Source organism: Streptomyces sp. NPDC007264 (genome assembly GCF_042869095.1).
Lineage (GTDB): Bacteria > Actinomycetota > Actinomycetes > Streptomycetales > Streptomycetaceae > Streptomyces.
Window position 1 is genome coordinate 55,737 of sequence record NZ_JBIAFD010000003.1, and the last position, 21,674, is coordinate 77,410.

The 21,674-nt window shown below is 71.4% G+C and carries 16 protein-coding genes; 9 read left to right on the forward strand and 7 right to left on the reverse strand.

Features of this window, described 5'->3' with window-relative positions; translation table 11 throughout:
* Positions 1-83: 83 nt before the first annotated feature.
* A complete protein-coding gene (locus tag ACFYMU_RS05340) occupies positions 84-770 on the reverse strand; it encodes a hypothetical protein (protein ID WP_388368117.1) in 687 nt (228 codons plus the stop codon).
* Positions 771-1,547: 777 nt separating this feature from the next.
* Here ACFYMU_RS05340 and ACFYMU_RS05345 point away from each other — a divergent pair.
* From ACFYMU_RS05345 to ACFYMU_RS05360, 4 genes are all read left to right on the forward strand, one after another.
* The gene (locus tag ACFYMU_RS05345) at positions 1,548-1,952 is read left to right on the forward strand and encodes a DUF6507 family protein (protein WP_388368120.1); all 405 of its coding nucleotides are present in this window, start codon (positions 1,548-1,550) and stop codon (positions 1,950-1,952) included.
* Positions 1,949-4,390: a hypothetical protein gene (locus tag ACFYMU_RS05350; protein WP_388368123.1), complete on the forward strand. Its 2,442-nt coding sequence runs from the start codon at positions 1,949-1,951 to the stop codon at positions 4,388-4,390. Before ACFYMU_RS05345 ends, ACFYMU_RS05350 begins: the two co-directional genes overlap by 4 nt.
* A 107-nt stretch (positions 4,391-4,497) precedes the next feature.
* Complete coding sequence (locus tag ACFYMU_RS05355) at positions 4,498-5,364, forward strand: immunity 49 family protein (RefSeq protein ID WP_388368126.1); 867 nt, start codon at positions 4,498-4,500, stop codon at positions 5,362-5,364.
* Between the two features lie 143 nt (positions 5,365-5,507).
* The gene (locus ACFYMU_RS05360; RefSeq protein WP_388368129.1) at positions 5,508-6,944 is read left to right on the forward strand and encodes a DUF6177 family protein; all 1,437 of its coding nucleotides are present in this window, start codon (positions 5,508-5,510) and stop codon (positions 6,942-6,944) included.
* Positions 6,945-7,193: 249 nt separating this feature from the next.
* On the opposite strand, the gene ACFYMU_RS05365 is transcribed toward ACFYMU_RS05360, so the two are convergent.
* Together ACFYMU_RS05365 and ACFYMU_RS05370 are read right to left on the reverse strand one after the other, a co-directional pair.
* Positions 7,194-7,862 carry a hypothetical protein gene (locus tag ACFYMU_RS05365; RefSeq protein ID WP_388368132.1) on the reverse strand — a complete coding sequence of 223 codons (669 nt, stop codon included), beginning with the start codon at positions 7,860-7,862 and terminating at the stop codon, positions 7,194-7,196.
* Entirely contained in the window at positions 7,859-8,164 is a 306-nt protein-coding gene (locus ACFYMU_RS05370; protein ID WP_388368135.1) for a hypothetical protein, read from the reverse strand. The genes ACFYMU_RS05365 and ACFYMU_RS05370 overlap by 4 nt, the downstream gene beginning before the upstream one ends.
* 160 nt (positions 8,165-8,324) lie before the next feature.
* Here ACFYMU_RS05370 and ACFYMU_RS05375 point away from each other — a divergent pair, with 160 nt between their 5' ends.
* The 3 genes from ACFYMU_RS05375 to ACFYMU_RS05385 are packed head-to-tail and all read left to right on the forward strand — an operon-like array spanning position 8,325 to position 13,491.
* Complete coding sequence (locus tag ACFYMU_RS05375; protein WP_388368138.1) at positions 8,325-12,155, forward strand: CHAT domain-containing protein; 3,831 nt, start codon at positions 8,325-8,327, stop codon at positions 12,153-12,155.
* On the forward strand, positions 12,152-12,826 hold the full coding sequence (locus ACFYMU_RS05380) for a hypothetical protein (RefSeq protein WP_388368141.1): 675 nt from the start codon (positions 12,152-12,154) through the stop codon (positions 12,824-12,826). Before ACFYMU_RS05375 ends, ACFYMU_RS05380 begins: the two co-directional genes overlap by 4 nt.
* The gene (locus tag ACFYMU_RS05385; protein ID WP_388368143.1) at positions 12,826-13,491 is read left to right on the forward strand and encodes an RES family NAD+ phosphorylase; all 666 of its coding nucleotides are present in this window, start codon (positions 12,826-12,828) and stop codon (positions 13,489-13,491) included. Before ACFYMU_RS05380 ends, ACFYMU_RS05385 begins: the two co-directional genes overlap by 1 nt.
* Positions 13,492-13,574: 83 nt before the next feature.
* Here ACFYMU_RS05385 and ACFYMU_RS05390 read toward each other — a convergent pair whose 3' ends face one another.
* The 3 genes from ACFYMU_RS05390 to ACFYMU_RS05400 form a co-directional block, all read right to left on the reverse strand.
* Positions 13,575-15,314, reverse strand: coding sequence for a hypothetical protein (locus ACFYMU_RS05390; protein WP_388368145.1), 1,740 nt, complete (start codon positions 15,312-15,314; stop codon positions 13,575-13,577).
* Complete coding sequence (locus tag ACFYMU_RS05395) at positions 15,292-16,056, reverse strand: hypothetical protein (RefSeq protein WP_388368147.1); 765 nt, start codon at positions 16,054-16,056, stop codon at positions 15,292-15,294. The genes ACFYMU_RS05390 and ACFYMU_RS05395 overlap by 23 nt, the downstream gene beginning before the upstream one ends.
* Before the next feature lie 119 nt (positions 16,057-16,175).
* Positions 16,176-16,988, reverse strand: coding sequence for a hypothetical protein (locus tag ACFYMU_RS05400; RefSeq protein ID WP_388368149.1), 813 nt, complete (start codon positions 16,986-16,988; stop codon positions 16,176-16,178).
* Between the two features lie 242 nt (positions 16,989-17,230).
* Here ACFYMU_RS05400 and ACFYMU_RS05405 point away from each other — a divergent pair, with 242 nt between their 5' ends.
* A complete protein-coding gene (locus ACFYMU_RS05405; RefSeq protein ID WP_388368152.1) occupies positions 17,231-17,956 on the forward strand; it encodes a 4Fe-4S single cluster domain-containing protein in 726 nt (241 codons plus the stop codon).
* Here ACFYMU_RS05405 and ACFYMU_RS05410 read toward each other — a convergent pair.
* Positions 17,931-19,172, reverse strand: a complete 1,242-nt coding sequence (locus ACFYMU_RS05410; RefSeq protein WP_388368154.1) for a macro domain-containing protein — start codon at positions 19,170-19,172, stop codon at positions 17,931-17,933. The two genes, ACFYMU_RS05405 and ACFYMU_RS05410, sit on opposite strands and share 26 nt — an antisense overlap.
* A gap of 187 nt (positions 19,173-19,359) precedes the next feature.
* Here ACFYMU_RS05410 and ACFYMU_RS05415 point away from each other — a divergent pair, with 187 nt between their 5' ends.
* Entirely contained in the window at positions 19,360-21,672 is a 2,313-nt protein-coding gene (locus ACFYMU_RS05415; RefSeq protein WP_388368157.1) for a protein kinase, read from the forward strand.
* The last annotated feature ends 2 nt before the right edge of the window (positions 21,673-21,674 follow it).

The following is a 21,674-nucleotide window of genomic DNA, read 5'->3' on the forward strand; positions in this document are numbered from 1 at the left end:
GCCCTCGCGATCGTCCCCTACCGCCGTTCAGCCTGCCACCGACTTGTACACCTGCGCCCCGCCACCGGCAGTCGAAGAACGTCTTACTCTGTCTTCTCCTCTTTGTCGCATCCGGAGGGGCGGACCTCCCCCGGGCGCGGGCCCTCATCTGCACCATGTGAGAGGTGCCGCACCTGCGCCGCGGTCAGATTCCGAACGTCCCACAGCAGCGCGGCGGTTTCGGTGATCTCCGCAGGCTGCTCACGGCTTACCACTGTTCGGTGCATGCCGGTCACGTCGACCAGGACCGCGGCCGGAACTCCGAGCACGGCAGCGAAGCCGTTGATGAGCTCCGCGTCGAGTTCCTTGACGCCCCGTCCCACCTGCCCGATGGTCGCCGCTGACACATAGACACCGGACATCAGGTACATCACCTTGGCCGCTGACGACCATCCCAGATTACGGAGGGCGAGCATCCGCACAAGGAGCGAGCCGAACCCTGGAGGATACTGCTCAACCGGGCGCCATTTTCTGGGAGAACCGGTGTCCGGCACCTCGGCCAGCGCTCGGGCACGGTCACGCAGTCGCCGACGGCCGGACGCAGGCAGGCCGAGTGCGTGCCGCACCAGACCGGGGAGTTCGCGGCCGGCCGCATCGTCGAACTGCAATGCGCCGTCCGCAACGGCCAGCCCGGCAACGAGGAAGAGGCCGTGTCTCCGCATACCGACCTGCTCCGCCGGCCGACCGAGGAATTCCTCGTCAGACCTGCCCTCCGATGATGCCTCCACCAACTCTTGGGGCGTACACGCGTCGAGTGGGCGGCGGACGCCTCGGGAACGATCAGATATGTCGAGTCCATGTCCTCCGTCGGGATCCCCGCGGCATCCGAGATACGCCGGAACCCGTCAGGAGAAGCCCGCCGGATCCGAAGGAAGTGATAGGTCGGCCGGACCAGCATGCACTCGACGTGCCCGAAGCACACCTCCACGCGGGTCGTCGTGCCGTCCAGCCGGGACGGATCGCTTCGCAGGATGAGCTGTCGGTGCGAAGGGTCGTAGCTCCAGACCTGGAACACGCGGCGCGGCCTGGCGAACTCAGTCACTTCCCTCACCCCTGCCAGCCGGGATCACCCAGCTCGACGCCCTCGACGCGAGCGCATGCAACGCGGCTCGCCTCAAGGCTGCGCATGAACCAGATCACTCCGCCTCACCGCTTGTCGCGTTGCGTCTGCAACTCGCGACACGAGACAATGTTCGAGTTGCGGTGAGGTCTGCGTGACTCGGGGGCTCGGAGGCGGTCGGGCAACCGTGCACGACGCACGCATGGGGTGGGTGAGTGAAGAAGTTCGGCACGAGGGGCCACTACCCGCTCGGAGTCGGCAAGGGCACCCTCAGCTCGGCGAGGTTCGCGACACGCCAGCGGGTTCGCACCACGACGGAGCCGGACGACGACACCGCCCAGCCGACGCTTGTCCAGGGCCAAGTCGGCAGCGTGGCGCGTCGACTTGACGTCACGGCTGCATGGAGAGCGTTCACGGCGAGCAGGCATCGTTTCCACGGGGGTTCGGCATGACCAAGTGGGACATCTCATCGTCCGGCGTCCAGTTCGTGACCTCGCTCGTCGAGGACGCGATGGACGACTTGGCCAAGGACGTCAAGGCGTACGGCAAGGATGTGGAGAGCGCGGCCGGTTCGGCCGGCACGATCAGTGGGCCGTACTGCGGGCTCGCCCCGACCGGACCCGTCGGCGCGGCACTGGCGCTGTTCGTGGAAAAGACGGCCCCGGACGTGCTGTTCCTCGGTGCCCGGGCGGCGAAATCGGTCAACGGTGCGCGCGAGGCCACGGCCTGTTACGTCGCCGGGGATCTGGAGATGGCCGCCCGCGCCGAGCACAAGGCGCTCGCCACACCGAAGATCGACCTGCCGGGCCAGGGCGGCGACACGGCTGCGGGCAAGGGGGCCGGGGAGAAGTGATCGACCCGTCCGGCATACCCCAGTTCACAGGCGACTTCAGCGAGCTCGACAAGGACGTCTCCGCGCTGCGCACCGACGCCATCGGCATCCGCGACCGCGGCATGGACATCCACTCCCGCTTCCAGATGCTGGAGGCCTACTACACCGCTCCCGAGGCGGACAAACTCTTCGGCACCACGCAGCCGGTGATGGACAACGCCGACGGCTTCGCCACCAAGCTGGAGACGGTGGCCGACGCGCTCGACACGTACTCCGTCGAGGCCCGCCCGCTCGCCAAGCGGCTGGCCCGACTCAAGGCGGACGCCGTCGACTTCGTGGCCGGTGTCGAGGGCCACGACGACTGGACCCAGGACGAGGAGAAGGTGCACCGGCACCAGGAGCTCCTCGACGGCGTCACCTCCACGCAGTCCGCCTTCCAGGACGCGGAACGCCGCGCCGCATCCAAGATCTCCTCGATCGTGGGTGGGCCGAAGTTCGTCACGGACGACGGCAGCCACACCGTCGACAAGAAGACGGTGATGTACGGCTACGGCCTCGACACCCTCGAACACGCCAAGGAACTGCCCTGGGGCAGCCCGGAGGAACAGACCTACGAGGCCTGGAGTCTTGACTGGTTCGGGCACGGGGCCAAGAGCTTCGTGTGGGACGGCTTGGTCAAGGACAACATCGAGGGCGGCCTGGACGGCCTGTACACGCTGTTCGGCGGGCACGGCTCCCAGGCGGCGGGGCAGGCATGGAGCGGCCTGAAGGACGTCGTCACCGGTATCGGCCTGTACACCATCACGCCCTACGACGCCTTCATGGACTGGGCCGTCGGCCCCGACAAGGAGAGCGCCGACGAGATCCGCTCGAAGAAGGCGGCCAAGGAGTTCGCCAAGAGTCTCGTCGCCTGGGACAAGTGGGACGAGAACCCGGCGCGCGCCTCGGCCACCGTCGTCTTCAACGTCCTCACCCTCGGAGCCGGCCCCCTGGCCGTCGCCTCGAAAGGCAGCAAGGCGGGCGCCCTGGCCAAGGGCGCGTCGGTCGCGGCCAAGGTCGGCGAGTTCATCGACCCCGTCTCCGCCGGCCTCAAGGCGACCGGCAAGGCGATCAACACCCTGCCGAAGCTCTCCGACGTCACCTCCAAGATCTTCACCGGCGTCGACACGTCGACCGGGGCGGGGCGCCTCCACAGCGTGATCGAACTCGACGACGGCTCCAAAGTCGTCATCGAAAACGGCGAATTCGTCGCCTACGACAAACACGGAGACGTCATCTCCGACACGCCGAAGCAGGAACACCCCGGTGACTCGCAGAACACGCCGGAGCAGACGAAGCCGTCGGAGCGCGAGTTGGCCGGGGTCGGCGCCGGCTCACACCGTCCACAGGCATCGGCACACCCCGACGGGGGTTTCGGCAGTCCTGCGGGACACACTGGGAGCGGAGGTCGAGCACACGCCTCGCAGGGAGTTGACACACATAACGGCGGGGCGGGCCACGACTCCAGGGGTAGCGGCGCTCAGGAGAGGCCGCACGGTGGGACGGCTGAAGCGTCACACCACTCCAGCGGCTCGGACGGCGGCGCCGGCGAGAATCACGGACGGCACGTCGACGACACGGCCACGCCCTCCGGCGACCACCAGGCGCACGGAAACGAGCATGGCTCGGACCGGGAACTGACGCCCGAGGAACGGAAACGCATTCAGGACGAGCTCGTCAGGAAGGCCAACGATCCGGAATGGCGCAAGAAATACTACGACGATCGCGGTCACCGCTTGCGCAAGAGCACCAAAGTAGACGGCGTCGAACTGCCCATTCTGAAGAAGGACCTCCACGGTAAGTGGATCGCCAAGTACGAAATGCCGAGCGGCCCATCGGAGACCACGTTCGGCTCAAAACCACTGGGGCGAGACACCGTTCCTGACGGAAATCTCCCGGAACTCGACAAGGTGACGGCGGATCGTAAAGTAGCCCTCGAACTCACCAATGCGGAAAAGGTATACGAGAAGACTCCTTCCCCCGAGTCTCGCGCGACTCTCGAGGAAGCACAGAAAGCGTATGACCACCAACTCGGCGACGTACCCAACAACAGCAAGATCTCCGAGGCACTGGGTGAAAAAGCTGCCGCACTTCATGTGGTACGGAACGAATTTCCGACAGCCCAAGAGATCACGCTCCCCAAGACGCCCAACGGCGCGGACATGTTCGACCAGGCCTACAACCTCGGCGGCGACGAGCGTCTCATCGTCGAGGCGAAGGCCCCGTCAGGCGACCTGGACTGGCGCCAAGGCGTCGCAGATCCCGAAGACCCGGCGAACCCGCACGTCGGCGACGACGGCGGCGCGCAGGGGATGAGAGTCAAGCAAGGGACACTGCCGTATGTCCGGTCGATCCTCGGTCTGATGACACGCCGGGGCGGGCGGACGCCGAAATCGCGGCAGACCTCCGCAAGGCGTTGAAAGCGGGCAAATTGCACTACCTGCGGGTCAAGGCCGTCAAGCCAAGCGGCTCCTCCTATGCTGGTGCCATAATGGACTATTTCAAGCTCTAGCCAGAGGAGCAGCCCGTGGCCACCCACATTCCACGCCACGAATTCCGAACGGACAATGCAGTCGATGTCATGGCCCCGATCATCGAAAGCACCAAGGAAGTTCTTGATGAGCTCGAAACGTCGGAGTTCGACCGCTTCGACGCCCTGGACTACACACTGATCGTGGCAAAGTGGCGGTGCCTGACAGACCCTACGGCTGAAATGTTCGCAACGTGGGAAGCGTGGGTCACGGCCATGCAGGTCGGCTGCGCCCTTTTCGACGCCGGGGTGGCAACCACGGGGCCAGTCGCTTGCCGTGTCGGGGTGGACGGCGAAGTGAAGCATCTGCCTGCGACAGGGCCCCAGGAGTACCTGCACGCGGGCAACTGGCTCACCACTTACTACCTGGCAGCAGTCTGCAGAGAGAATGAGCGCCTCAACCGACTGGCCCAGGTTCCCGTCGCATTCCTCCGCGCGTCCGGGGTGGAGTTCGACGAATACATCTACGCCTGGGTCGAGACCCTGCAGCACGCCTGGTTCGGCTGGCCCACCATGTGGGACACGCTCGTAACCGCAATGAACGGAACCGATCCGGAAACCGCGCGCATCGCGGGCAGGGAACTGATGCTGAAGATCCTGTACCCGCCCCTCGAGCTCTTCCATCGCTACCAACGCCAGGGAGCAGAGCAGTTCAACACTGCGCTCGCCGATGCTCTCACCTGGCACAAGGAGTACTGGACCGCGGATGAGAGCCGTTCCCTCAGTGGCGAAGGACTGGTCGCTCTCGGCCCTCTCGCCATCGCCTGCATGGCCCGTGACGCGGGCCTGCCGATCGAGGTCGAGTCCGAATATCTACCCAAGGAACTTCTGCAGTTCGGATGGGTGGGCGAGGTCGACACCTGATCGACGATTCACGCGCGCCGTGTGACCGAATCCGGTTGACGGTTCAGGAGTGCAGCAACCGACGCCCCGAGTCGGTGCCCCTCCGCGCCCGTAGGCTCATCAATACCGTTCTCGTCAAAGAACAGATCCCCAGAAGAGACTTCGTGACCAAGGACGTCATCGCCCTCACCCCCACGATGCCGGACCTGCGCACCCTCCTCGCAGGTCTGTACGCCGGCGGTCCCGACCTCGTCGTCGGAACGATGGCCGATGGCGCCGTCGTCCAGCTCTGCGCCCCCGACGGCCGCCCCCTCGTCTCCGTGGAGGCACCGATCCTGGTCCAGGTCCCCGGGGAGGTGGCCCGCCTGCTGGACCGCCCCGTCCCCGACGGGCCGGTGTGGTGGACCGAGGCACGGGCCTCCACCACCGTCGCCGAGGCCGCCCGGCTCGCGGGCTCCTTCGCCGGCCGCCTGGCCACCGTGCTCGGCGGCATCGTCTGGCCTCCCGAAGCCGCCACCACCGACGTGGTGCCCCTGACCACCGACGTCTCCGCGGTCCCGGTCCCCGTCACCGCCAACCCCGCCGTCGACGTCCTCACCCCCAGCACCGCCGTCGTCATCCAGGACCGCCCCCTGGTCACCATGACCAGCTGGCTCGCCGACGCCCTGCGCGCGGCGGCGGAGAACGAGCGCGCACTGCACATCGTCACCCCGCCGACCACCCGCCTGACGCTGCCGACCCGCGCCGCGCTGCGCTCCCTGCCCAACCGCTGGGTCGTCCAACACCCCGAACACGGTTACTACGACGGCCTGTCCGGTGCCGTGCTCCACTGGAAGAACGGCACGTTCACCCCGGTCCGTGACGACAAGGGCGCCCCTGCGGTCGCCGACGCCTTCACCGCCGTCACTCCGACTCGCCAGCGGCAGCTGCTCCTCACCCTGCGCACCCGCCACCCGGCCGACGAGCAACTGGTCCTCGGCAACGCCCTGGAAACCGCCTTCCAGCACCTCACAGGTGCCCCGCCCGCCGGCTGGAGCACCGCCGAACCGGTCAGCCTCCCCTGGTCCACCCGCCGGCTGACCGGGTTCGCCCGCGCCCGTGCACCCCAGCCCACCTGGCTGACGGCCATCGGCCGTCCCGACCGCCCCGCCCTGGCGACCCTCCGCATCCTGCGCACGCCCGCGGGCGTCGAAGAGGACATCAGCCTCGCCCTCGGCTACGGCGGCGGCGAGGAGCCGCCCCTGGACGCGACAGAAGCCCTCGCCACGGCCCTCGCCGCCGAGCACGGCCTCGTCTCCCTGCTCACGTCGCTCCGCGTCGGCCGCCGCGACCTGACCATCCCCCCGCGCCTCGAACCGCTGCCCATGCCCACAGCGTTCACGCTCGGCCACGACGAAGTCGAGAAGCCGGGCCTCACCCACGCCGAACACCCACCGGCCGGTCCCCCTCCCCGGCGGCTCGGCAACGCGGCCCGCCCAGCCCTCCACTACGTTCTCGGCGACGGGACCGACCCCGGGGCCTGGTCGATCTTCCAGCAGCTCGCCCGGCATCTGAGACAGGCGGTGGACGGCGATTCCGCCCCGCCGCGCGGCCGCGGGTGACACGGCGGCGATGAAACGCCCTGTCCCGGCATTCCGCGTCCACGTGCGCGTCCTGCCGACCCGCGACCGTGTGCCACCGATCTGTCGGTTCCGTCGGCCCACGGTCCGGATCACCGGCTGCCCGCTGGCCGCTGCCCGCTGCCGGCCGGCGGTTCCGCCCGTCCCCCGTGCTCCGAGCGTCCCGCCGGAGCTCGAGGTCGGCGCCCCGAGGGCCTGCGGGGCTGGGTGGAGCAGGCCCGGGGAGGAACTTCACTCGCCGGTCCCGGCCGCAGCCGGGCAGGTGTCGACCGCGGTCAGGGACAGGGCCTTGGTGAGGTCCAGCGTCGTCTCACCCGTGTCCGTCCTCAGCGTCAGACGCCCGTCGGCGACGCGTGGATCCTCGCCGCAGAAGCTGCCCGACGGAGTCCTGACCAGCAGCCTCGGGTCGTCCTGGACGGGGCCGTACCAGGTCAGCCCCACCGCGCCCACCAGCGCGGCACCGCAGGCCAGGGTGAGACCGACACCGCGGCGCAACGCTCCTACCGTACGGAGGGTTTCGAGGTGGTCGTCGGCGTCGAGGAGGCCCGCGGACGCCGGGAGCCGGATCAGCCTGGGCGCGCCGTGCGCCGCGCGGAGCAGGCAATACGCGCCCGACGCCCCGCACAGCAGGGACAGCGCCAGCGCCACGGCCACACCCACCGCGTACGGCGTGGCGAGCTTGCTGACGTCCGTGCGGCCCTTGATCAGGCTGAAACCGAGCAGGCCGACGAAGAGTCCCGCGAGACCGTGGCTCCAGGCCTGTGCCGCCTTGCGGGCCAACGGGAGTTCGTTCGCGAGCGACTGCTGGGCACGCCGGGCCGCCTGGCGGTCGGCGGGGGTCGCCGGGGGGCCGGCCGTGACACGCCACTCGCGACGGCGGCCGCGGAGTGCGGCCGTCATGTCCGGTCCAGGTTGACGTTCCAGTAGGCCCCGCAGCCCTTCTCGTCCGCCGGGCGGCCGGGGTGCTCGGTCGTACATGTGCAGTACACCGGGATCCCGACGGCACCGCGCAACCGGCCCCGCGGCCTCCAGCGGTACGCCCGCCGGGCGGCCACGAACGTGCAGGCACATCCGCACCGCGGGCAGACGCCGCTGAACACCATCGTCTCGTCGTTGACGGGCGTGACGACCAACCGGGCCGTGTACGCGCGGGCGTAGTCGTCCTCGGTCGTCTCCTCGTACGGGTCCGGAGTCCCGATCACGCGTGCCTCCCACGGTGTGCGGGGTGCAGTGTGTGCCGCCGGTGGTCCGCCGGTAAAGGGCGGCAGTCGGTCGATTTCCGGTTGTGCGGCGGCAGTTGGCGTCGAGATGGCCTGATACGCGAGGTCCGGCGGGCATGATGGCAGCCGGGAGGGATGGCGGATGGACGACTCGCTCCGGCACGCCTCGAAGGACAGGGGGGACGCGCCGAAGGACACCGGCGACACGCCGCCGGACGCAGGGGACTCGCTGTCGGACGCAGAAGACCCCCTGTCGGTGCGGGCCGACGAGCTGCTGGCCCGCGCCCCGGAGGGCCCCGTGCCACTGACGGCCGAGCGGCATGACGGAGTGCGCGGCCCTGAACTGGACGTCCTGATCGGCGAACTGCGCTCGGTCGCCGACGAGTTGCGGAAGGCGCCCGCGCTGGAACGGCCTCTCGCCCTGGTCGAGGCCCGGCTCGGGGCGCTGACCGCCACCAGGTACGTCCTCGACGGGCGGCCCGAGGACCGGGTGCGGGCCAAGGAGTTGCTCGAGGCGGCCCGGGTGTCACAGGTGCTGGGTGAGGACGCGCGTCTCAAGGCCCACGCGAACCTCCTCGCCCTGCTGATGGCGCGGCTGGTGGGAGTGCACGCCCAGTACCCGGAACTGCGGGAGGACGGCCCCGGCGGCCTGCGGCTCGACGACCTGCGCAAGGCGGTCGAGGTCGGCCTGCCCGCCGAGTACGGCGGCTCCGGTCTCCCGGAGGACACCTACCGGTTGTTCGAGCTGCTCCGCGAACAGGCCCCCGCTGACATGCCTCGCGAACTCCTGGAAAAGGCGGAGATCTTCGCCAGTGCCCTGGAGGCGGTCCGACGGAACGACATCCGGGGCTTCGTGGCCGCCGGACAGCGAGTGCTGGACACCGGCCAGGGCCCGACCTCGCTTCTGACTCATGTGCTGAACTCCCTCGTGCCAACGGCAGTTTCGCTCTTCGGGGACGCCGCCTTCGCCGAGGCGGAGGCCGGCGCGACGGCAGGGGTGGGCACGGGGACCGGCTCCGCACCCCGTGCCGACGGTCCCTTCGACCCGATGAGTCATCTGGCGGAGATCGCGGCACTCGCCGACGTACGGGATCCAGGAACCCTCGACAGCGGGGAACTCCCACGTCTCGTCGAGGCATTGGTTTCCCCAGGAGCAGACGGGGAGGCCCCTGAGCTCTCGTCCCGGATGATCGCGGCCATGGCCCACTTCTCTCTCGCCATGCGCACCGGGAACATGACGAGCCTGACCGAGGCGCTCAGGCTGATGCACGAGGCCTTCACGGCCGACGAGTTCGACTCTCAGCAGCTCACCGGATGGCTGCTGCCGGTGTCGGCCGGGCTGCTCACCATGGCCGCCATGATGGGCGGCAGCCTGGAGGACCAGGAGATGGCCGGCGCCATTTTGCGCGAGATGGACCGGTTCGCTCCGGAGGACGACCGCCCCGACGTGAGCGCGATGCGTCTGCTGGGCCGTGTCATCCGTCTCCGGAAGGAACTGGACGACGCTCTGGGCGACGCGGACCCGGACGGTGTCGAGGACGTGATCGCCGAGCTCCAGGAACTGGAGGACGAGCTCGATGAGGGGTCCTCGGGGTACGAGGACTGGATGAGGCTCGGGCCCTCCTTCCTGGCCGCCTCCGCGTATCTGGGGCTCGCCCTGCTCACCAGGTCGGTGGAGGACGTGCGGATGGCCGCGCACCGGCTGGAGCACGTCCTGGGGCAGGACGTGAACGTTCCGGTCATGCGCACGCTGATGGACACCACCTGGGCACCCCTCCTCTCCCTCGTCGCGCTGGTGGAGAGGGACCCCGGCCGCCTCGCGGAGGGAATCGAGCGCACCCGGTCCGTACTCGGCCGCCCAGGAGTGTCCTTCGACTTCGTGATGCGTGTCAGGACCGCGCTCGCCATCGCCCTGCAAGTGATGTACGAGCTCACCGGTGAGAGCGCGCACCTCCACGAGGCCGTGCGGGAGTTGCAGGCCGCCCGGGAGGAGCTGCCCCCGGGTGCGCCGGGCAACAGCTCCGTCCACGCACTGCTGGCCGAGAGCCTCGCCCTGCGTGCCGTGGCGCCCGCGCCCGCACCCGAACCCGACGGCGCGCGGGCACCCGACGGCGTGCGGGCACCCGACGGCGCGCAGGCACCCGCCGACGACCTGCGGGCAGCCGTCTCGGCCGCGCGGGACTCCCTCCGCGCGTCGGCGGACACCGTGCTGCTTCAGGCGAACACGCGGCACGCCCTGCAAGTGGCCCGGGAAGCCGCGGACCAGGGGCGCAAGGCCGCCCTGTGGGCCCTGCGCGCCGGGGATCCGGAGGAGGCGGTCGGCGCCCTGGAGGCCGGCCGCTCGCTGGTGCTCCAGGCGGCGGCCGAGTCGGCGGGGGTGGCCGACCGGCTGGAGGCACTCGGCGCCGGCGAACTCGCCGGGCGCTGGCGGGCCGCCACGGCGGAGCCTCCTGCCCGGGTCGCCACCGGGACGTCCTGGTCCCCGATCGAGGAGTTGCTGCTCGGTTCGCCCGAGGGCGGCCCGGAACTGCCCAGCGAGGTGCGGCGCGAGTCACTCGCCCTCCTGCGCGACAGGAACCGCACCGTCGACGAGCCCGCGGCCGAGACCGTGGCCGCCCTGCGTACCGGGCTCGCACGCTGCGATGCGGACGCCCTGGTCCTGCTGCTGCCCGGGGACGACGCGGAGGACGGGGCGCTGCTCCTCGTCACCCCGGAGGGACAGGCGCCGGTGCGGGCCGTCGCCTCACCGGAGCTGTCCGGGCGGGGACGCGCTCCCGTGGCCGCCTTCCTGAAGGCAGGCGCCCACCGGCAGAAGCTGGAGACGACGGACGCCGAGGTGTCCCACCAGGAACACGACCGGGCCCAGCGGGCCTGGACCACCGCCCTCGAGGCGCTGTGCGACTGGGCCGGTGGTGTCCTGGGCCCGGTGTTCGGCGAACTCGGGCTGTGGGAGCGGGCGTTGTCGGAGGGTGGGTTCACGGGTCAACCGGATGCCGAACCACGCCAGGAGGGTACGGACGACGGGGGCGGCACCGCCGTACGGCTGGTGCTCGTGCCCTGCGGGGAACTCGGTGTCGTGCCGTGGCAGGCCGCCGTGCTGCGGCCGCCCGCCGGGCACGGCGAGGCCGGCGCCCCCGGGACCGTACGGGCCTGCGAGGTCGCCGTCCTCACGCACGCGGCCTCCGGGCGGGAGTTCCTGCGGGCCGCGTCGCGGCACCGCATGCGGCCGGCCGAGCGGCCCGTGCTCGTGTACCACGGGCACGACCTCGACTGGGCGGAGGACGAGGTCACCGACCTCATGGCCGAGTTCTATCCGGACGGCACCCTGTACACCGCCGAGAACGGCACCACGCCCACCCCGGACACCGTCCTGGCGCTGCTGCGCCGGAGCGGTGACGGCGCCGCCTCACTCGTACACCTCGCCTGTCACGGCTCGGCCGGCACCGACCCCACCACCTCGGCGCTGCAACTGGCGCCGACGCCCGAGCAGTCGGCGGCGGGCGCGTACGAGGCCGACCTCGCCCTCAGCGCCATTCTCGACACGCCTCCCGGCCGGCAACGTGCCGTCACGCGCGGACCGTTGGTCGTGTGCAGTGCCTGCGAGACCGACCTCACCACCCGCGATCACGACGAGGCGCTCACCGTGACCTCGGTCCTGGTGCACCGGCTCGCCACGGACGCCGTCGGGTCCCGGTGGAAGGTGCTCGACGGGACGTCCCACATCCTCATGCTGGTCCTGCACGACCGGCTGGCCGCCGGACTCGCCCCGCCGGACGCGTTGCGCGCCGCCCAGCGCTGGATGATCACCGCGCCCGGCCGGCGGCCACGGGTGCCCGCCCTCGACGGCCTGAGCGAGTACCGGCTCCGTGAGGACTTCCGCGACCGGCCCGAGGCCTGGGCCGCCTTCGTCCACCAGGGCAACCCCGCCCCGGCGGCACGGCAGAGGAATGGAGAGGAGGGGGTTCCGGCATGAGCGGCGGCATCACGGAACTGCTCGGCATCCTGAAGGAGAACGGCGTCCTGCTCCGCGGCGAACTCGACGAGAAGACGCGCGAGGAGGTCGTCGCCGCGCTGCACGACATGCGCGACGAGACGACCGCCGGCCGCGTCCCCGGCACCGCCCGCGCCCTGCGCCGGCTGCGGCGGGCCCTGTCGGTGCTGCCGCCCGGTCACCCCGTCGCCCAGCACCTGGCCGGAGGCCGGCGCTACAGCTCCGGACCGCTGCCCCTGCCACCCGTCACGCGGGTGACGGAACTCATCGGCATCCTCGGTGAGGCACCGCCCGAACCGGAGCAGTTGCTGCGGACGGCACGCGACCGGCTGCTCACCCAGCCCGCCCTGTCCTCCGACGAGTACGCCCGGCTGCTCACCGGCGGGCAGGAACCGACCGGACTGATCGGGCTCGCCGAGCCGGGAGGCGGAACACGCTACCCCCGTTTCCAGTTCAGGCCTGGCACCGCCGAACCCCTGCCCGTCGTACGGCGGATCAACGAACTGCTCCGGGCCGACCTCGACCCCTGGGGGGCCGCCGACTGGTGGCTGGCCGCCAACACATGGCTGCGCGGTGTCCCGGCGGAACTCCTCGGCACCCTGCCGGACGAGGAACTCGTCGGCGCAGCCGCCGAGTTGGTGGAGGCCGACTGATGCCCGGGCAGATCCCTCCCGAGGGCGTCACCATGGAGCCCGTCCTCACCCGCCTTCCCGCCGGGTCCCTCATCTGGCGCTGTCACTCGGCCCGTTACGACGTCGGGCAGTTCAACACCCGGCAGGCGCACGAACACTTCAAGGGCAGCCGTTTCGACTCCACCGACAAGGACCCCTACCCCTATCTGTACGCCGCACTCGACCCGGTGACCGCCCTCGCCGAAGTACTTCTGAGGTCCGTGGAGTTCGGTGACCGAACGGCCGCACGGCAGATCCCGTGGGCGCAGGCGTCGCGGTATCTGCTCTCTGCCGTCCGCACGACCTCGGACATCAGCCTTGTCGACATCACCAGCGCCGAGGGGCTGGCCGCGGTGTGGCAGGACGAGTGGCTGGTGACCAGCCTGGAGTACGCGCAGACCCGCTACTGGGTGCGGCTCGTCCGCGAACACAGCACGAAGGCCCAGGGGCTGTGCTGGACGTCCAAGCGGTGCATGCCGCGCCGTGCCCTGCAGTTCTTCGGCGACCGGTGCGGCGCGGACCTGCTCGAGTCCCGGCCCGAGGAGTGCTACCGGCTCGCCTCGGGCCCCGACCGCAAGGAGATCAACCGGCTGTTGAGCCCGCTGCGTGCGGTGATCTCGGAGCCGGTGGGGCCGGTGGCGCCCTGACACGCCGCGGCGGAGGGAACCCCGGCGTCGGGGCGTCGGGGCGTCGGGGTTCCCTCCGCGGGTGCGGCCTTTCGGCCGCGTGATCAGCGGTGTGCCGGTGCCGGCAGCAGCGGCCAGGTGCGCGACAGCTTCATCGCCGCCTCCGTCACCGCCGGGTCGCCGGACTTCGTCGCCACGCCGTCCAGATAGGCGGCCGCCGCCGCGTCGTACAGGGCGTGCACGGCACGGATCCGGTCCTCCCTCGCCTCCTCACGGTGCTCCCGGCGGGCCTGGGCCGTGCTCATGGTGGCCCGGGCGCGTTCCGTGGCCGCCACGCTCCGCTGGTGGTCGGCGACCAGTTCGGTACGGCGTTCCAGCGCGCTGCGGTACACCTTGAGGAAGGGGTGCTCCTGGAACAGGCCCAGGAGCAGGCCGATACCGCCGGACAGCACGAGCAGCGCGACGAACAGCGAGGTCACCGTGGTCGACGACAGGTGCAGCCGCTCGACCAGGGTGTCGGTGTGCCCGTCGGCCGCGCCACCGCCCAGACCGGCGAAGCCCCCGGTGTCCCCGGTCCCGGTGCCCGTCCCGGAACCGTTCGCGTCCTGCAGCAGGTACTTGGAGCGCAGCACGCCGAGGAAGCCGGTCAGCGAGATCCACACGCCGATCAGCAGGTAGGCCGGTATCCACGACGAGCGGACCGAGCCGGTGGCGGGGCGCCAGCGCAGTATCCGTCCCGCGAGGTGCGGGAAGAACACCATGGCCACTCCGGTGCCCAGCGCGAGGACCAGCGTCTGGGCCTGAGCGCTGAGCACCCCGATGCCGTGGAAGGACTCGTACGCCGCGTAGTAGATGGGCAGCTCGACCAGGAAGATCACGAAGAGCATCGACCAGTTCATCCACGCGGGAATCCCCGGTCGCTTGGTCAGGCCCTCCCAGACGTCGGTGGCGGCCGGGCGGAGCTGGTCCCGCAGGCCGTGCAGCGGCTCCCCGTACGGAGACGCGGCGCCCTGCTGCCGGCCCGTGCCCGGCGCGCCCGCGTCCTGCCGGCGGCCCGCACCGTGCCGGTCGTCGGTCCCCGCGGCCCTGGGAGCCTCGCCCGTGCGGGGCACGGACTGCAGGACCTCGGGGTCCTCGTCGTCCGCGGCCTCGGGGTACGTCGCCCGCTGCTCGCCAGGGTCGCCAGGGCCGCCCGAGTCGCCCGGGTCACCCGGGTCACCCGCGGTGCCTGGGCCGCCGTCGAGCCCGTCCCCGGTGGTGCCCCGCGCCGGTCCGGGCGGTGTGGCGGAGGGGAACCTGGCCTCCATCCAGCGCGCCTCCAGACGGGCCCGGACGGAGTCGCGGAACCGGTTCCAGCGGGTGGCGCGCTGGGCCAGCAGGTCCAACTGCCCCTTGGCGGTGGCGATGTTCTCCTCCGCCTCCCGCAACTCGTGCTCGATCAGGGCGGTGTCGGCCTCGCACCGGCTGACGTCGGTCTCGGCGCGGGCATCGGCAAGGCGTGCCTGCTCCTCGGCGAGCCCGGCCTCCTCTCCTATTCGCCCGATCACGCGGTCACGCACCGCGGCCAGTTCGACGAAGTACGGGACACGGTCGCCGTTCTGCAGGATCCACGGGTCGACCACGCCCCGCCGGGCCGCCCGGCCGCCCCGGGCCCGCGCCGTCTTCAGGAGCCTGCTCTCGGCGGGGTCGCTGATGACCGTGGGGCCGCCGCCCCGGGTGCGGGGCAGCGGTGCGGCGGTCGTCCTCCCCGCGCCGGTGGCACGCTGCCCGCGGTCCCGGCCGGGGATCAGGTCGAGCGGTGTGCGGCGCTGGCGGCGCGGCTCACTGGTATTCGGTGTCGACATGGGCCTTCGCCCTTTCCTGGAGTACTTCTGTCCAGAACGCCTCGAACTGCTTCTGCCGGCTCGGCTTGTTCGCGTACTTCATGCCGTAGCCGACGGGGAAGATCTCCATGTCCCGGATGCCGGGCAGGCCGCGGTCGCGTACCAGGCGGTCTATGGACGACTTGCGCTTCGCCGGAGTGGCGATGTTGCCGTCGCGGCCTATGGAGAACTCGGGGTCCGCCTGCTCGAAGTCGCTCACCACGAGCAGCTTCGCGGCCGGTCCGTCCGTCGGCATCTTCTCGGCGATCCGGTCGATCCCGCCCCACACGTCGGAGCCCGGCCGGTCGTCACGGGCGCAGTTGAGCTCGTCGAGGGAGGTCTTGGCCGCGATGCGCAGCGCCTTGGTGCGCTCCGCCTCCACGTCGGTGGTCGCACCGTGCGGTGGGTCGAGGTCCACCGGGTCCACCTTGCAGGACGAGCTGAGCGAGGTGGCGGTGATGGGCGCGAACTCGACGGTGCCGCACTTCTGCTCCTTGAGGAACGGGACGAGCGTCTCCTCGAGCTTCTTCTTCGCGTCGAACCCGTCCTTCGTCGCGGCACCCGAGCCGGAACCGTCGACCACCACACCGCAGGGCGTGGTGAGTTCGTCCGGCTGGTTGCTGCACGAGACCGCGCCGAGGAGCAGCGCGGCCGACGGGATCACGGCGAGGAGCGCGGCCGCACGGGGGCGCCGCGACGGCGCGAACGTTGCCTGTTGGGGCACTAGGTGCGTTCGGGTGTGGGTGGGGGCGGTCGATCGGGCGCGGGTGCGGGCTGAGCTGGGCACGGTGACCTCGGGGACCTTCCTGACGAGTGGGGATCGGGGACGACGGTGCGGGCCCGTCACCGGCCGCCGCTTCGAGGCGACGGGCCGCCACCGGCGGCGGCCGGAGTGCCGTACGTGGCTTGCGAGTCGAGGATCGCCAGGGCCTGCTCGACAGCGGCCGGGGCGGCAGGCGCGGGGGTGCCCGGGGCGGTGTTGCCCGACAGGCGGTGGCCCCCCTTGGCGTTGCCCGGGTCGGACGGGCCGTAACTGTTCGTCCCCCGTGCGTCCTTGACGTACCAGCGGTCGGACAGCAGGCCGTCGTCGAGGCGGTGCCAGGTCGCGTCCAGCTCCGCCCGGCCCGGCAGCCAGCCACTCGGACGCCGCTCGGGAAGCTCGGGCACCCGGTCGGCCAGCCCCCGGCCGGCGAGCTCCCGGCCCGCGCGCTGCCAGGCGGCGTCCCAGTAGCAGGCCAGCAGATGGTTGACCTCGTCGACCAGGCCCTGGGCACGGGACCGGCAGACCGCGGCGGAACTGCGCCAGTCGCCGACCGTCCTGCCGAACCGGGCGAGCGCGGCCGGCGCCGGCTCGCCGCGCACCGTGTACTGGGTGACCACGCGGACGGACTCCGCGTGTATGCGCTCGACGAGCTCGCGGTTGCCGAGCAGCAGCCGTGAACGCAGCCGCGTGGTGCTCCGCGTGAGCTGCGCCCGTATGCCCAGGACGTACGGGGGCAGCCGGTCGTCGCCGGGGTCCGGGCCGTCCCCGGCCGTGGCCAGCAGGTCCACGAGTCCCAGGGCGTCACGTCGTCCGTGGCCGCGGGCGACGGCGGCGGACAGGAAGCCGATCCTCAGTCTGCGGGCGGAGCCACCCGTGCGGCCGGAATTGATCATTCGAAGAAACCCCCGTTTCCCGCGCTGTCCAAGGGGGATCATTGCGCGATGACGGAGAGAGTAGCGGAATGGAACGACAGTGGAGAGCCGCGAGTGCACCGGAATTGATCATTCAGGCACCCTGCCGGAAAACAACCGGATTTCGGCCGCCAGGAGGCCGGGAAATGAAGGCGGCCGCATTGCGGAGGGATTCCGGAACTCGACATACTCCCGGGCAGTGGCAGGAAGAAGAAGGAGCGGTCATGCGGGTCCGGATCAGCGGGACGCACTTCCCGGTGGAAACGCTGGGGCCCGGACGTCGTCTCGGGGTCTGGTTCCAGGGCTGCTCCCTCGCCTGCGCCGGCTGCATGTCCCGTCACACCTGGGATGCCCGAGGGGGGAGCCTCCATTCCCTCTCAGGATTGCTGGAGTTGTGGCGTGACGCCCTGGAGAGGGGTGCGGACGGGCTCACGGTCAGCGGGGGAGAGCCCTTCCAGCAGCCCGGAGCCCTGGCCGCCCTGCTGTCCGGTGCCGCGTCGCTGCGGGACCGTACGGCGCCGGGCGGCCAGGGTGTGGGCGGGCCCGGCGCGGGCGGCCGGGGTGTGGGCGGTCGCACCGTCGGCGGGCCCGACCTGCTCGTCTACACCGGTTACGAGCCCGAGGAGTTGACCGAGGAGCAGAAGCCGGCGCTCGCCCACGCGGACGCCGTGGTGACGGGCCGGTTCCGGGTGGCCGAGCCGACCCCGCTGGCGTGGCGGGGGTCGGCGAACCAGCGGATCCGCCCGCTCACCCCGCGCGGAGTCGCCCGCTACGCCCCGCACCTGGAACGCCGGGCCACCGGGGCGCGCCTCCAGGCAGTGGTCCAGCACGACGGGAGCGGTCCGGCAGTCCGTATCTACGGGGTGCCGCTGCGTGGCGAACTGACCGCCGTGGAACGGAACTTGAAGGAGGCGGGCGTATCGCTCAAGGAGCCGAGTTGGCGGCCCTGAGCGCCTCGGTCCTGAGTATCTCGGCGCGCTCCGGGCGGCGCGCCACCAGGCGCACCTGCCAGGTGCTGTCCTCGTACAACTCCTGCCGCAGGGCCCACAGCAGCCAGCGGGCCGCGACGTCGGCGGGCAGGCCGCCCTGGCCCGCGCCCAGCAGAGGGAAGCAGATGGTGGACAGGCGGACGGACAGCGTCTCGCGCTCGGTCCTGGCCAGCGCGAACACCCCGCGAACCGCCTCGGCGAGCACGGCCGGTGCCACGTGATAGCGGACGCCGCCGTCGACCGGCATGGACACCGCGGCGTGATAGACGCGCCGCACCCCGTGCGCGGCCAGCGCACCCGGTGCCGTGGGCACCACGGTGCCGGGCCGCACCGACAGGCCCGTACGGCCGTGGCTGCGCAGCCAGGCGTTCAACTCCCTCGGCAGAACGTCGTCGACGATCTTCCCGGCGTCGTCGCGCACGGCCGCCGCGCGGCGCAGCGCGCCGGAGACGGTGGACCGGAAGATCTTGGACATCTCCAGGTAGGTGTTCTCCGAGGAGACCAGGATGTCCGCGTCCCGGACCGCTTCGATCGGGCAGACCTGGACCGTGATCCGGTTCGCCGTCCGTGGGGGCACCGGCCGGGCGGGAGGTGGTTCAGGGATGCTGGTCCCGGTGCCGTCGGCGGTCGCGGTGCCGGTGTCGGTGGTCACGGTGCCGGTGTCGGTGTCGGTGGTCACGGTGCCGGTGTCGGTGGTCACGGCGGCGCGGATGGTCGCGGTGGCGGCGGTGTGGACGGTGGCGGCGGCGCGGGCCGTGCCTGCTTCGCGGGCCAACGCCAGTGCCGCGGCCGCCAGTTCGGACATGAGCTCGGGCTCCTGGCTCCTGCGGAACCGCTCGGTGGTCACCCCGTAGACGGCGGCGGCGGCCTTCCTGCGGTCCGCGGCGGCCACCCCGCGGCGGTCGGCGAACAGCCCGAAGGTGTGTGCCGCCGCACGCGCCAGCGGGTCGCAGTCCGGCTCGTCACGCAACGGCCCACCGCCCGTGAGACGTTGGGCTGCGGCGGCCAACAGCCGCTCGATCCCCACGAGTTCGTCGCCCTCACCTGCGCACAGGCCGGCCACGACGGCGACCTCACGCAGCCCCTCGTGCGGGCAGTGCCGGAGCCTGGGCAGTCCTGGGCGCCGAATGGCCCGCAGTTCCTCGACGAGACTCTGATGCGTGGGAAGGGTGCGCATGCTGTGCATGGTAATCCGGTGACCTCTGGTGCGGTGGGAGAAAATGTGGAGGATACATCGGCATCCGTGAGTGGTCACCGAAATTCGGATAATGCTTCCTCGGGTGCGGGCCCCGTCTGTATTCTCGTTCCCCTTCCGCCCGAACGGCACCACCGTTTTCGGGGACGACTTCCCGGAAGGCCGGACGGTGACTGATTTCGTTCCTCCCGCGAAGGGCGGCTTCATTTCCGATGCCCGGGAGACCCGCTCGGTCCTCGGGGACGTACCGCCCGCTCTCACCGACCGGTTCGTCCTGGTCAAGACGATCCAGACCGCCGAGCGCCCCAGCCAGGCCGTCGTCCTGCGCGTACGCAGGGCGGGTGCCGGACCCGACGAGGCGCCCCTGGTGCTCAAGTGGTACCACTGGCAGCACTCTCCGGACCGCGAGGTCGTCCGGTTCCTCGGCGAAGGACGGCGGCTCCTCGACGAGGAGCAGCGACGTCACCTGGAGGAACTCGTCGAGGAGGGCGAGACCGAGGGCCACCCCTACCAGGTGTTCCGCTCGCACGGCGAGGTGGACCTCGCCGCCCACACCGAACAGAACCCGGGCGCCCTGCCGCCCGCGCGCATCGAGGAGATCGCCGGGCAGCTCCACAGGGCGGTGTCCGCACTGCACGACCACGAGATCGTGCACCGCGACATCACCCCGGACAACCTGATGGTGCAGAGCAGCCGCGGCAGCTCTCTCGACCTGGTCCTCGTCGACTTCGGCGTCGCCGTCCACGTCGCCGACGCGGAGGACGAACCGGCCGGTGAGGCCGGCCGCGACTGGCGCGGCAAGCCGCGCTACCTGGCGCCCGAGGCCGTGACGCTGCACCAGACCGTCTCCGAGGAGGGCGACTGGTGGTCGATCGGCATGATCCTCGCCGAACTCTCCCTGGGGGAACATCCCCTCGGCTTCTACAGCGACTCCGCCGTCCTGTACGAGATCGCCACCCACGAACCCGACGTCAGCGGCATCACGGACACCCGCACCCGCAGACTCTGCGAGGGACTCCTCACCCGCGCCCCCGAGAGCCGGTGGGGCGCCGAGCAGGTCGACGCCTGGCTGCGGCACGAGTCCCCGAAGGTCGAACGGGACCGGCCCGCCGCCTTCGTGCGGGAACCGGACACCGGCCTCACCCCCTTCGACTTCCTCGGCGAGAGCTTCACCGAGCCGGAACACCTCGCCCGCGCCCTCGACCTGCACCACGCCGCCACCGCCGACCTGCTCGACGACGAGGGCAGCCGCGGCCGACTCGCCGCCTGGCTCGCCCAGTTCGAGACCACGGGCGGACGCAGCCCCGAGGAACTGCGCCGCCTGGCCGCCCTCCGCGACGAACTGAGCGGCAGGCCCGGGCCCGGCACCACCGTCCGGCTCATCACCTGGCTCGGTCCCTCCCGCGAGGCCGCCCGCTGGGGCATCCCGCTCAGCGTCCAGGGCGTCCGCGCGCTCAGCCGCGCCGCCCGCGCCGGCGACGGCGAGGCCCTTGACCTGGTACGCCACCTGGCCTCCGCCCCGGAGATCCTCACCACCCTCGCCCGCCTCCCGCGTGGCCAGGGCCTCGACGACACCGCCGCCCGCTGGACCGCCCTGCGCGACCGCTGGCCGCACCTCGCCCGCGAACTGCGCCGCAACCCCGACCTGTCCGGACGCGATCGCGTCCGCCGGGCCCTGCGACAGACCACCGCCGTCGACGCACGCCTCCTCGAACTGGCCCGGGAGCCCGAGCGCGCCGCCGCCCGCCTCGAGGCCGAGATCGCCCAGGTACGCGGCCGGCTGGCGGCCCCCGTCCCCTGGTTCGACCGGCTGGGCACGGCCGGGCAGGACGACCCGCCGCTCCTGGTCGCCGCCGCCCTCCTGGCCGAACACGCCCTGCGCGAGGCGGAGGGCAGGCACCGGCAGCAGATCGAGGACGAGATCCAGCGGCTGATGGACGAGGACACCGACGGAGTCGTCGCATTCATGCGCAAGGAGGACCGCATCCCCACCCTGAGCTGGGCCCTGCTCGGCGCCACCCTCGTCGTCGCACCCTGGGCCCTGGTCATCCAGCTCGCCGACGTCGCGAACCGGGCCTCTCAGGACGCCGTCCTCATCGCCTGGCTGGAGGCCCTGCCGGCCGCCGCCGCCGTCTACGCGACGGAACTGCTGACCGCCGCCTACATCGGCCCGCCCGCCTACCACCCCCACCGCTCGCTCGCCGGGCTGATCATCCGCACCTCCGAACGCCCCGCGCGGCGGACGCTGTCCCGCGGGCTGCGCACCCTGATACCGGTCGCGGCCGTCCTGGGTTGCCTCGTCTGGTTCGTCGGCTGCTACGCGGTCGCCGCCGCGCCCTGGGTCTGGCCGCTCGCCGCAGTCCTCGCCGTCGCGGTGTGGAGCGTGCGCCGCTGTCACGTCTGGCGCCGCGAGCGGCGCAGGCGGCAGGCCCGCTGGACCGACGTGCGGCGCGGCCTGACCGCGGCGCGAAGGGCAGGGTGAGT